This is a genomic window from Streptomyces hesseae (assembly GCF_031845785.1).
GTDB lineage: Bacteria > Actinomycetota > Actinomycetes > Streptomycetales > Streptomycetaceae > Streptomyces > Streptomyces hesseae.
This window is the reverse complement of record NZ_JAVRFI010000014.1, coordinates 121,422-132,659: the sequence shown is the minus strand read 5'-3', so window position 1 is coordinate 132,659 and position 11,238 is coordinate 121,422. Positions and strand designations below refer to the sequence as shown.

General features: G+C 73.0%; 9 protein-coding genes. 3 read left to right on the top strand and 6 right to left on the bottom strand.

The features are described from left to right. Nucleotides 1-2: 2 nt before the first annotated feature. A complete protein-coding gene (locus tag RM609_RS21510) occupies nucleotides 3-1,274 on the bottom strand; it encodes an NAD(P)/FAD-dependent oxidoreductase (protein WP_311613126.1) in 1,272 nt (423 codons plus the stop codon). 189 nt (nucleotides 1,275-1,463) lie between these two features. After that, nucleotides 1,464-2,828 (bottom strand): deoxyguanosinetriphosphate triphosphohydrolase, encoded by a 1,365-nt coding sequence (locus RM609_RS21505; protein ID WP_311613125.1) that lies wholly within the window; start codon nucleotides 2,826-2,828, stop codon nucleotides 1,464-1,466. A gap of 150 nt (nucleotides 2,829-2,978) precedes the next feature. Between RM609_RS21505 and RM609_RS21500 the strand changes: the two genes are divergently transcribed. Continuing rightward, nucleotides 2,979-3,710: a SanA/YdcF family protein gene (locus RM609_RS21500; RefSeq protein ID WP_311613124.1), complete on the top strand. Its 732-nt coding sequence runs from the start codon at nucleotides 2,979-2,981 to the stop codon at nucleotides 3,708-3,710. Between the two features lie 17 nt (nucleotides 3,711-3,727). Here RM609_RS21500 and RM609_RS21495 read toward each other — a convergent pair whose 3' ends face one another. Together RM609_RS21495 and RM609_RS21490 are read right to left on the bottom strand one after the other, a co-directional pair. Next, complete coding sequence (locus tag RM609_RS21495) at nucleotides 3,728-4,771, bottom strand: hypothetical protein (protein WP_311613123.1); 1,044 nt, start codon at nucleotides 4,769-4,771, stop codon at nucleotides 3,728-3,730. A 99-nt stretch (nucleotides 4,772-4,870) separates the two neighbouring features. Continuing rightward, nucleotides 4,871-5,743, bottom strand: coding sequence for a trypsin-like serine peptidase (locus RM609_RS21490; protein ID WP_311613122.1), 873 nt, complete (start codon nucleotides 5,741-5,743; stop codon nucleotides 4,871-4,873). Between the two features lie 223 nt (nucleotides 5,744-5,966). Between RM609_RS21490 and RM609_RS21485 the strand changes: the two genes are divergently transcribed. Then, the gene (locus RM609_RS21485) at nucleotides 5,967-6,884 is read left to right on the top strand and encodes an oxidoreductase (protein WP_311613121.1); all 918 of its coding nucleotides are present in this window, start codon (nucleotides 5,967-5,969) and stop codon (nucleotides 6,882-6,884) included. Between the two features lie 99 nt (nucleotides 6,885-6,983). On the opposite strand, the gene RM609_RS21480 is transcribed toward RM609_RS21485, so the two are convergent. Then, nucleotides 6,984-7,574: a hypothetical protein gene (locus RM609_RS21480; RefSeq protein WP_311613120.1), complete on the bottom strand. Its 591-nt coding sequence runs from the start codon at nucleotides 7,572-7,574 to the stop codon at nucleotides 6,984-6,986. 230 nt (nucleotides 7,575-7,804) lie between these two features. On the opposite strand from RM609_RS21480, the gene RM609_RS21475 reads away from it, so the two are divergent. Further along, nucleotides 7,805-9,673, top strand: coding sequence for an APC family permease (locus RM609_RS21475; protein ID WP_438828496.1), 1,869 nt, complete (start codon nucleotides 7,805-7,807; stop codon nucleotides 9,671-9,673). A 62-nt stretch (nucleotides 9,674-9,735) separates the two neighbouring features. Here RM609_RS21475 and RM609_RS21470 read toward each other — a convergent pair whose 3' ends face one another. Next, the gene (locus RM609_RS21470) at nucleotides 9,736-11,217 is read right to left on the bottom strand and encodes a hypothetical protein (protein ID WP_311613118.1); all 1,482 of its coding nucleotides are present in this window, start codon (nucleotides 11,215-11,217) and stop codon (nucleotides 9,736-9,738) included. Nucleotides 11,218-11,238 lie beyond the last annotated feature (21 nt).

Below are 11,238 nucleotides of genomic sequence, written 5' to 3'. Positions count from 1 at the left end.
CATCAGTCCCGGCGCCCGGGGAGCCGGTCCAGGGGCACGGAGGGGTCGGCGAGGGCGTCGAGGTCCGGGCGGGCACCGGCGCGGATGAGTTTCTGGATGTCCTCGGTGACGTCCCACACATTGACGTTCATCCCGGCGAGGACCCGGCCCTCGGCGAGCCAGAAGGCGATGAACTCGCGCTTGCCGACGTCGCCCCGGCAGACGACCTGGTCGTAGGAGCCGGGCGGTGCGTAGCCGGAGTACTCCATGCCGACGTCGTACTGGTCGGAGAAGAAGTACGGCACCCGGTCGTAGGAGACCTCCTGGCCGAGCATGGCGCGGGCGGCGGCGGGCCCCTCGTTGAGGGCGTTGGCCCAGTGCTCGACGCGCAGGCGGGTGCCCAGCCAGGGGTGCTCGGCGGCGGCGACGTCGCCCGCGGCGTAGATGTCGGGGTCGGAGGTGCGCAGGGAGGCGTCGACGGCGATGCCGCCGCCGTCGGCGCGGTCGACGAGGGCGAGGCCGGCGGCTTCGGCGAGGGCGGTGCGGGGGGCGGCGCCGATGGCGGCGAGGACGTCGTGGGCGGGGTGCTCCTCGCCGTCGTCGGTGCGGGCGGCCAGGACCATCCCGTCGTGGCCGGCGATGTCGGTGAGGCGGGCGCCGAAGTGGAAGCGGACGCCGTGCTCGGCGTGGAGGTCGGTGAAGAGCTGGCCGAGTTCGGGGCCGAGGACGGTGTGCAGCGGGGTGGGCTCGGCCTCGACGACGGTGACCTCGGCGCCGTAGCCGCGGGCGGCGGCGGCGACCTCCAGGCCGATCCAGCCGGCTCCGGCGATCACGAGGTGGCCGTTGTCCCGGCCGAGGGAGGACAGCACGCCGCGCAGCCGCTCGGCGTGGGCGAGGCGGCGCAGGTGGTGGACGCCGGCGAGGCCGGTGCCGGGGATGTCGAGGCGGCGGGGCTCGGCGCCGGTGGCCAGCAGCAGCTTGTCGTAGTGGACGAGGGTGCCGTCGCCCAGGCGCACGGTTTTCGCGGCCCGGTCGAGGTGGACGGCGGGCTGGCCGAGGTGCAGCTCGACGTCGGCTTTGGCGTACCAGTCGGGCTTGTGGACGAAGACGCTGTCCCGGGCGTCGCGGCCCGTGAGGTACCCCTTGGAGAGCGGGGGGCGCTCGTAGGGGTGCTCGCGTTCGTCGCAGATGAGGATCACCCGGCCGGTGAAGCCCTCCTGCCGGAGGGTCTCGGCCGCCTTGGCGCCGGCCAGTCCTCCTCCGACGATGACGAACGTCTGGTTCGCGTCCACCACTTGCTGCCTCCTCGCTGCCGCCGTGCCACGCCGTGCGTGGTACGGCCATCGGGTCTCACGTCCGCGGGCCACGCCTCCGGGCGGACCGCGCCACCTCGGAAGGCGCCAACGCCGAGCGTGCCGTACCCCGCGTGCCGCCGGTAGAGGGAGTACCCCGGACGGGGCGGCCGCCGCAAGGGGTCGGGCGGGTCACGACCGGGGCCGGGCGGCCCCGCCGCCGACGAGCCGGGCGTGGAGAGAGCGGGCGGAGCTGTCGGTCAGGGCGGCGATCTGGTCGACGATCGCGCGCAGCCGCCCGGCGTCGTCCTTCGCCTCGGTCCACAGGGAGTGGAACTGCGGGTCGAGGCCGTCGGGGGCGCGGGCCACGAGGGCCTCGGCGAGCTCGGCGATGACGACGCGCTGTTCGGCGCGGAGCTTCTCCTGGTCCTCGCGCTGCATCACATAGCGGTCGGCGACGGCCTTGAGCACGGCGCACTCCAGGCGGGTGCCCCGGGGGACGACCAGTTCGGCCCGGTACCGGGTGAGCCGACCGGGCCCTCCCCCAGAGCCTGAACGGCCTGGGAGGTACCCCCATGCGGCCCTTGTGGCCTCCTCCGCCGCCAGGCAGAAGCGGCCGATGAGCTGGCTCGTCGCGTCCTTCAGGCTGGCCTGGGAGACGGCCGAGCCGTCGTAGCCGTGCGGCCACCACTCCTGCTCCAGGAGCCGGTCGAGGGCGTCGGCGAGCTCGTCGGGGGCGGCGCCCGGGGCGTAGCGGCCGGCGGCGACGGCGAAGATCTCCCGGCGCTCGGACTCGGCGAGCAGGACATGGGGGTCGAGGTGGCCGGCGTGGAGGCCGTCCTCGACGTCGTGCACCGAATAGGCGACGTCGTCGGCCCAGTCCATGACCTGGGCCTCGAAGCTGCGGCGGTGGCCTGGGGCGCCCTGGCGCAGCCAGGCGAAGACGGGCATGTCGTCGGCGTAGACGCCGAACTTCGGGGAGTCCGGGTCGGTGGGGTGGCCGCCCTGCGGCCAGGGGTACTTGGTGGCTGCGTCCAGGGCGGCGCGCGTCAGGTTGAGGCCGACGCTGACGACCTCGCCGGTGGCGGGGACGGTGACGAAGCGCTTGGGTTCCAGGCGGGTGAGCAGCCGCAGCGACTGGGCGTTGCCCTCGAAACCGCCGCAGGCACCGGCGACTTCGTTGAGCGCCTGCTCGCCGTTGTGGCCGAAGGGCGGATGGCCGAGGTCGTGGGCCAGGCAGGCGACCTCCACCAGGTCGGGGTCGCAGCCGAGGGCGGCGCCCAGCTCCCGGCCGACCTGGGCGCACTCCAGGGAGTGCGTCAGCCGGGTGCGGGGGCTGGCGTCCCAGCCGCGGGCGCTGGTGCCGGGGGTGACCACCTGGGTCTTGCCGGCCAGCCGGCGCAGCGCCGCGGAGTGCAGCACCCGCGCCCGGTCGCGCTGGAAGGCGGTGCGGCCCGGCCGTTTGTCGGGCTCGGGAGCCCACCGCTCCAGGTCGGCCGGGTCGTATCCGGCGATGCCGTCCTGCTCTGTCACGGGCCCTGCTGCGCTGCCGTTCATACCCCCGACGGTAGCCCCAGGGTGTGACAGCAGCGATGCGTGCGGGGGTCTTCACGGGGACTTCGCGGGGCCCTCCGCCGGTGCCGGGGCGCTTCGGGAACCCGCGGCTCCGCCGCGACGTTGGCCCTTCGCGATACGGGGGAGGTCCATATGGGTGTGACGAGCGGTGCCGGGCTGCCCGGATTGCGGTACCGGCTGCGCCGGGCGCGGCCGCGGCTGCGGCTGCCCGCGACCGTCGCCGGGCGGAGGCGGGCGGTGCGGGGTGTGATGGCGGGCTGTGTGCTGGCGCTGCTGCCCGTCACCTGGGTGCACGCGGCGGGCACGCCCCGGGTGCGGACCGCCGGTGACGTCCCGGCGGCCCCGGTCGCCATGGTCTTCGGCGCGGGCCTGTGGGGCGGCAAGCCGTCCCCGTATCTGGCCCACCGCCTGGACACGGCGGTGGACCTGTACCGCGCGGGCAAGGTCCGGGTGCTGCTGGTGACGGGCGACAACAGCCGTGACGACTACGACGAACCGGACGCGATGCGCGCGTATCTGACGAGACGCGGGGTGCCCGACGACCGGATCGTCAGCGACTTCGCCGGTTTCGACACCTGGGACTCGTGCGCCCGCGCCAAGCGGGTCTTCGGGGTGGACCGGGCGGTCCTGATCAGCCAGGACTTCCACATACGGCGCGCGGTGGCGCTGTGCGGGGCGGCCGGCATCGACGCGTACGGCGTCGGGGCGGGCGAGAAGCACGACATCACCTGGCTGGCGGGCGGGGCCCGGGAGGTCCTCGCCGCGGGCAAGGCCGCGCTGGACGCGGTCGTACGGCCCGGCCCGGCCTTCCTGGGCCCGCACGAGCCGGGCGTGGAGCGGGCGCTGGAGACGGCGGGGCGGTAGCCGTACGGCGGCCGGGGTCAGTTCAGCTGGACCACCTGGTCCAGGGGCTTCCAGTCCGCGGTGTACATCCGCACCAGCAGCTGATTGCGGTCGTTGATCGCCTCGACGTCGGCCGGCGTGCCGCCGTCGGGCACGTCCAGCAGTTCATCGAGGCGGTGCGGGCCACCGTGCGGGTCCCACACCACGGGCACGGTGCGGTAGTCGGTGGCCGACGTGTGGACGGTGCCGGTGATCCAGCCCCGGCTGTTGACCCCGGCGGCTTCTCCGCCGAAGCCCAGGTCCGTCAGCTCCTGCGGCTCGGCGGGCCCGTCCCAGCGCGTCGGGGTGGCGCGCCCGTCGGAGCCCGGGCGCCGCTGCCCGCCCACGAGCACGCCCCGGTCGCTCACGCCCCTCGCCCAGGTCCGCGAGGTGTGTCCCGGGGTGGGCGCATAGGTCTCGACGCTGCCGTCGGGGTGCCAGGCGGCGGCGGTGTTCCTGCTGCTGCCGACGATCAGGCCCGCCTCGTTCACGGCCATGGCGGTGGTGCCCTCGCCCGCCGCGCCCAGCAGCTGGAAGCCCCCGCCGGGGGTCCACCGGTAGGACATGTAGACGGGCTCGGGGCGGCGGGGGTCGGGGCGGACGAGGTGGTACGCCGTGAGGAGCACGGTGCCGTCCTCGCCGATCCGGGGCGAGCCGTAGAGCACCGCCACCTGGCCGGGGGGAATCCCGATCCTGGTCACGGAGCCGTCGGCGGCCCACAGGATCAGGCCGTCCGTGTGGTGCACACCCACGACCCGGCCGTCGTCCGTGAGGTCGGAGGGAGCGGCGTCCGGCACCTTCTGGAGCGCCCGGCGCTCCCCCGTCGTCGCGTTCCACACCATCTGGTCGCCCTGCTTGGTCGTGAACGCGACCTCTCCGTTTCTGTTGACGGCGGGGGCGGCGGACTCCCCCTCGAGCGTGCCGACCACCCGCGCGTGGACGCGCTTGCCCGCGTCGTCCTCCGCCCGGGCGGTGCCGGTCGGTATCAGCAGTCCCAGCAGCGCCGCCGTGGCGACGGCGGCGGGTCTCCAGCTCCTCGACATGGTTGTCCCCCTGTTCGACCTGTTCGGCTACGAAGAAGGACACCGTGCTCGAAGACCGGCCCGGCCCGCTCCCGGAACGCCGTCACTGGCGGCTTCCCGTCACCTCCTTGGCTCCCGCCCATTGATCGCGTCCAGGTAGAGCTTGAAGATCTCGTCGTCGTTGACGGGGCTGTAGGAGACCCGGTCGGCGTCATCGCCGTCGGGGCCGCCGCCGTTGAGGCCGCCGAGGACGCCGACGAGGTCGCCCGTTCCGGTCTTCTCGCTGAAGTGGAGAAGCCAGGGGCTGCCCGAGGTGCCCGAGGTGAACCCGTCGCAGCGCATCTTCAGCTGGTTGTGCCCCTCCAGCCGGGCGGTCAGGGCCGTGCAGCGGACGGCCTGGTCGGCGGGGTCGCTGTCGGCGCTCGGATAGCCGATGACGGTGACCAGATCGGTGAAGCCGGGCGTGCGGACCAGCCGGTTGGCGCCCGTGACCCGCTCGATCTGCCGGCCCCGGCCGTCGGGTCTGACCGTGGCGAAGGCGAAGTCCAGGTCGGAGCCGTCGCCGTAGTCGTCGCGCCGGGGGTCGGCGAAGGCGCGGTCCACGGTCCACACCCCGTACGGCTGGGAGCCCGCGCCCTGCCGGTAGTCCGGGACGAAGGAGGCGCCCTCGCCGAAGCCGCAGTGGCCGGCGGTGACGATGAGGTTGCCCTTGGGGCTGTGCACCACGCTGGCCGTGCAGTGGTGGTCCTTCATGTCCTCGCCGGCGTAGAAGAGCACGCCGACCGAGGGCACCCCGTCGAAGTGGCGCGCGCTGCCGGAGATCCTCCGGACCTCGCCCCCGGCGCCGTCCGCGCCGTCGGCGGTGTCCGCCGTACGGGTGGGCCCCCAGAAGCGGCGGGCCTCCGCGCTGGACCAGTTGCCGCCCCGGCCGTGCCCGCCGGCCCCCCTGGGCACGGCGGCCGCGAGCGCGACGACGTACAGGCCCGCGAGCACGGCCCGGACCCAAGGGACCCTGGACCACCGGAGGAAACGCACAGGCACCCCCACCACGTCAGGAAGGCTGTCGACAGGCTAACCGCAACAACCGGGATCGCAGCGCACCGAGCAGCTTTCCGGAAGGTCGGTAGTGCGAATGACCGATGAATTCCCTCCGGCGCCGCCCCGGCGCGCGGGCCCCCGCACGGGTACAAGTACGGGCGCGAGTAGTGTCGGCGCCATGACTGGCTGGAGCGCGAAGGACATCCCCGACCAGAGCGGCCGCACCGCCGTGGTGACCGGCGCCAACAGCGGCATCGGCTATGTGACCGCGCGGGAACTGGCCCGGCGGGGCGCGAGGGTGGTGCTGGCCTGCCGGGACGTCACCCGGGGCAAGGCCGCCGAGGAGCTGATGCGAGCTCAGGTGCCGGACGCGGACCTGCGGTTGGCGACACTGGACCTCGCCGACCTGTCGTCGGTACGGGCCTTCGTGAAGGAACTTCCGGAGGACCGCGTCGATCTGCTGGTGAACAACGCCGGGGTGATGGCGCTGCCGCAGCGCCGGACCGTGGACGGCTTCGAGATGCAGTTCGGCACCAACCACCTCGGCCACTTCGCGCTGACGGGCCTGCTGCTGCCCCGGCTGCGCGCCGCCGGCCCCGGGGCGCGGGTGGTGACCGTCTCCAGCGGGCTGCACCTCCTCGGCACGGTCGACCCGCGCGACCCGCAGATGGACCACCGCTACCGGCGCTGGATCGCCTACGGCCGTTCGAAGAGCGCCAACCTGCTGTTCGTGCACGAGCTGTCGCGCCGGCTGACCGCCGAGGGCGGGGCCGTCGTGGCGGCGGCCGCGCATCCGGGGTACGCGGCGACCAATCTCCAGACAGCGGGAGCCCGGATGGAGGGGCGGGCCTGGATGGAGCGGGGCGCGGAGCTCCTGAACCGTGTCGTCGCGCAGAGCGCGGAGGACGGGGCGCTGCCGTCGCTCTACGCCGCCACGGCGGCGGACGTACGCCAGGACGACTTCATCGGCCCGCGCGTCCAGCTGCTGCGCGGCGCGCCCACCCGCTCGGTACGGGCGTGGTGGACGCGCGACGACCGGGCGAGCGCGGGCCTGTGGGCGGTGTCGGAGCGGATGACGGGCGTGACGTATCCCTGACCGGGGGGGACGACGTATCCCTGACGACGTACCCCTGACGGGGGCCGGCAACGGGCCAGGACGGCCTTGCGGTGGCCGGTGGGGCGCAGGCCCCCGTCCCTACTCCAGCCCCGCCGACCGCAGCAGTCTGCGCGCGCCCTCACTGTCGATGCGGTCCGCCAGCGCGCCCAGCGGCATCGCGCCCTCGCGGAGCAGACCGCTCTCGCGGGCGCGGCGCACGCCCCTGTCGAGGTGGTGCCAGAGCAGCGGGTTCGCGGTCAGGACCTTGGGGTCGAACTCCACGCGGTTGCCCGCCACGTCCCGCAGCACCAGCCGCGGGGACATGCCGTCGGATCTGCGCACCCGGGTGAGCAGATCGGTCCGTACCCGGCGCTCGCGCAGCAGGCCCCGCACCGCCAGCCAGTTCTCGCCGGCCGTGACGTACGGGGGCCACAGCACGGCGACGAGCGTCATGGCGATGACCGTCCAGCAGCCGCCGCGCGGCCAGTTGACGCTGCCCCGGGCGACGTCGGCGAGGAGCAGCGCCCCGCCGAGCCCCAGCCCGCACCACCAGGCCGAGCGGGCCTCGCGCCGCCAGCCGAGGTCCCGGGCGAGAACGCGGCCCGGCGCCCCGGGTTTTCCGGGCTTCCCGGCGTGCGTCCGTCGTACGTAGCCACCGTGCCGCGCTCGTAGCGTCTGTCGCCGTCCCATGCTCCTGACGCTAGAACCGCTCCCCGAATGCGGCGCGGGATGTTGACGGCGTACTGACGTGGCCTTGGCCAATCCTTGCGCCGCTCTGACGCCCCTTCCATCTCCCGCGTCAATAACGCGTATGGAAAACGCCAAGGCGCGCCAAGACGCCGCCAAGGCTGGTCGCGGCCTCCTCCACGCCAGCGCACGCTGAGCGCTCGGACACCACGGAGGTACGACAAAACATGTCCATGCTGGCCAATTCGGAGAACGCTGCCGCCGGTACCGGCGAGGAACCGCCTGATACCGGCTCCGCGCGGTCCGCCGAGGACCGGCACCGGCTGACGGCCGTCCAGGGCCTGGCGGCCCTGTCGCTCGACGCGATGGCGTCGGTGGCGTACGGGCCCGAGTCGATCGTTCTCGTACTGGCGGCGGCCGGGGCGCACGGTCTCGGGTTCACCCTGCCGGTCACGCTCGCGATCGCCGCCCTGCTGGCCGTCCTCGTCGCCTCCTACCGGCAGGTCATCGCGGCCTTCCCCGACGGCGGCGGCTCCTACGCGGTCGCCAAGCGCCACCTGGGCCGGCGCACCAGCCTGTTCACGGCGGCCTCCCTGGTCCTGGACTACGTGCTGAACGTGGCGGTCTCGGTCACCGCCGGCGTCGCCGCCCTGACCTCCGCCTTCCCCTCCCTCTACGCGGACCGGCTGTGGATCTGCCTGGCCGTGCTGGTCCTGGTCACCGGCGTCAATCTGCGCGGCATCGTGGAGTCCGCCAAGGCGTTCATCGTGCCCACCGCCGTCTTCGTCGGCTCGATTCTCGCCATGATCGTCGTGGGGCTCTTCCGCTCCGCCCCCGCCAGCACCGAGGCCGCCGCCGGGCACGCCTCCGCCCTGGCCGGCAACGCCACCGCCGTCGGCGCGCTCCTGCTGCTGAAGGCGTTCGCCGCGGGCTGCTCGGCGCTCACCGGCGTCGAGGCCGTCGCCAACGCCGTCCCGTCCTTCCGCGCCCCCGCCACCCGGCGGGCACAACGCACGGAGGTCGCCCTCGGCGCGCTGCTCGGCGTCATGCTGATCGGCCTGTCGGTACTGATCGGCCGCTTCCACCTCCAGCCGGTCGAGGGCGTCACCGTCCTCGCCCAGCTCGCGGACGCCTCACTGGGCCACAACTGGGCGTTCTACGTGGTGCAGTTCGCCACCGTCATACTTCTGGCGCTGGCCGCGAACACGTCCTTCGGCGGGCTCCCGGTCCTGATGGGCCTGCTGGCCCGCGACAACTACCTGCCGCACGTCTTCGGCCTCAAGGCCGACCGCCAGGTCCACCGGCACGGCGTACTGGCGCTGGCCGCCGTCTCCGCGCTGCTGCTGCTCTTCTCCGGCGGCGACGTCAACACGCTCGTGCCGCTCTTCGCGATCGGCGTGTTCGTCGGCTTCACCATCTGCCAGATCGGCATGGTGCGCCACTGGCGGCAGGAACGTTCCGCCGGGTGGCGGGGCAAGGCGCTCCTCAACGGCTTCGGCGCGGTGCTGACGGGTGTGTCGGCGGTGGTCGTCACGTCCACGAAGTTCGCCGAGGGCGCCTGGCTGATCGTGGTGGCGCTGCCCGTGCTGGTCCTGGCCTTCGAGGTGGTCCACCGGGCGTACGAGCGGATCGGCGAGCGGCTGGAGCTGGGCCGGGTGCCCGAGGCTCCGCGCCGCTGTCACTCCGTGGTCGTCGTCCCGGTCTCCTCGCTGTCCCGGCTGACGAGCAAGGCGCTGACGGCGGCGGTGTCGCTGGGCGACGAGGTGGTGGCTGTGACGGTCACCCAGCCGGACACCGAGGGCCGCCGTGCGGCGGAGTCGCTGCGGCGGGACTGGGAGCTGTGGCGGCCGGGCGTCGACCTGGTGGAACTGCCCGCGCCGACGCGGGCGCTGGGCCGGCCGATCGTCGACTACGTCCGCGAACTGTCGGACCGCCACCCGGACACCCGGGTCACGGTGCTGATACCGGAGGTCGAGCCCGCCCGCCTGTGGCAGCGGCTGCTCCAGAACCAGCGCGGCGCGGTCGTCGCCCACGCGGTGCGGCGGGATACGGATGCGGTTATTTGCCGGTTGCGGTTCCGGATCGGGGCGCAGGCGGGGTGAGCGATGCGGCCGGTCGTGTCGGCCCCCGCCAAACACCGGCCGACGCGGCCGGCTCACAGCGACTACTGGAGATCCCGCTGCTCCCCCATCGGATGCCAGTAGATCGTGATGTAGCCCGATCCCTTGATGACCTGGGGACCGTGTGTTGTGATCTTCACGGATTCCCCCTTGTGCACTGGCGCGGTGATGGAGTCGGTCGCCTTGGTGCCGCCATCCAGGTAGCCCTGCGGGATGCCTGCCGAGTACGATGCGCCGCTGGACACATCCACATTCGCCGCCCATTGAGCGGTCAGTTCACGGGCGTCAGTGGACCCCTCGTGTGTCAGACACACGAGGTGGACCCCGATGAATCCATCAGTCGGTGCCGTGTAGTTCCATTCACCGCCGTCTCCAATGTAGTCACTGTGCTTCGTGTACACGCTCCCGCTGAAGAGGTCGACCGCTCCGGAGGCCACGAAATCACCCTTTGTGTGGAGCTGTCCGACGACCTCGACGCCCATGCCGGTACCACCTGTGGTGAATTTGTGTGGGCTCGCGTAGGCGGTACCGACCGTGAGGTCCTTCTTGATGGTGGTGTCGCCGTCGATGGTGGCGTCTCCATCGACCTGGAGCCCGACGGCCTGGAGACCGGTGACCCCGCTCGTGGTGAGCTTGGTGGCACCGGCGTACTCAACGGCGAGATCACTCTTGGCCGTGAGCATCCCGCCCACCGTGAGCACCCCGAGCGTCGTCGTGCCGCCGACCGTCGCGGCACCGTCCACACCCAGCCCCGTCAGCTGCGGATCCGGCACCGTCACCGTCGTCGTCAGGCAGTGCGTGACACCGCCGATCTCGTACGTCAGGTAGAAGGTCGTGTCACGGGTGACCGTCCCCTTCCACTCCAGGTCGCGGACCGTGTCGTCCTGCCCGTCGGCCGCCTTCGCGCCCGAGCCGTACGAGACCGTGTAGTTGAGCGTCTTCGGGCCGCGCCACGTGAGGTGGACGCCGCGGTCCGGCGCTACGGCCTCCGGCTTCTCCGCCCGGAAGTCGTTGACGATCTGCGCGGGGATCTCCGGCGCCGGGAACTTCGTGAGCGTGCACGTCGTGTAGCCCACGCTGGTCGGCCAGTTGCCCAAATCCTTCGTGGCCGTCTCGCGGATCTCCACCCTTGCCGTGCCCGGCTCCTTGCTGATGCTCAGGTTCTTGAGCGTGATGGTGATGCCCGAGCGGTCCACCGGCGCCTTCTCGTCCTGGTGTGTGGCGCGGAAGTGCTCGTAGTCGCCCTCCGGCAGGCCGGCGACCGCGCCCGTCTGGAGCTGCTCCACGGTCCAGCCGGTGGCGCTGCCCTCGCCGTCCTTGTCGCCGACCACCAGGCTCTGGGCGAGGTCGCCGTGCGGGAGGGAGAGGATGATTTCCCGGCAGTAGACGGATTCGGCGCCGCCGTTGGAGACGACGATATGGAGCGTGGTCGGCGGGGCGCCTTCGGTCGCCGCGTACAGCGGGAACGGCTCGGTGATGACGGCGTAGTCCAGCAGCGGCTGGCCGAGGGGGGACGGCTCGGTCACGGGGTTGGTTCCTTTCGGGGA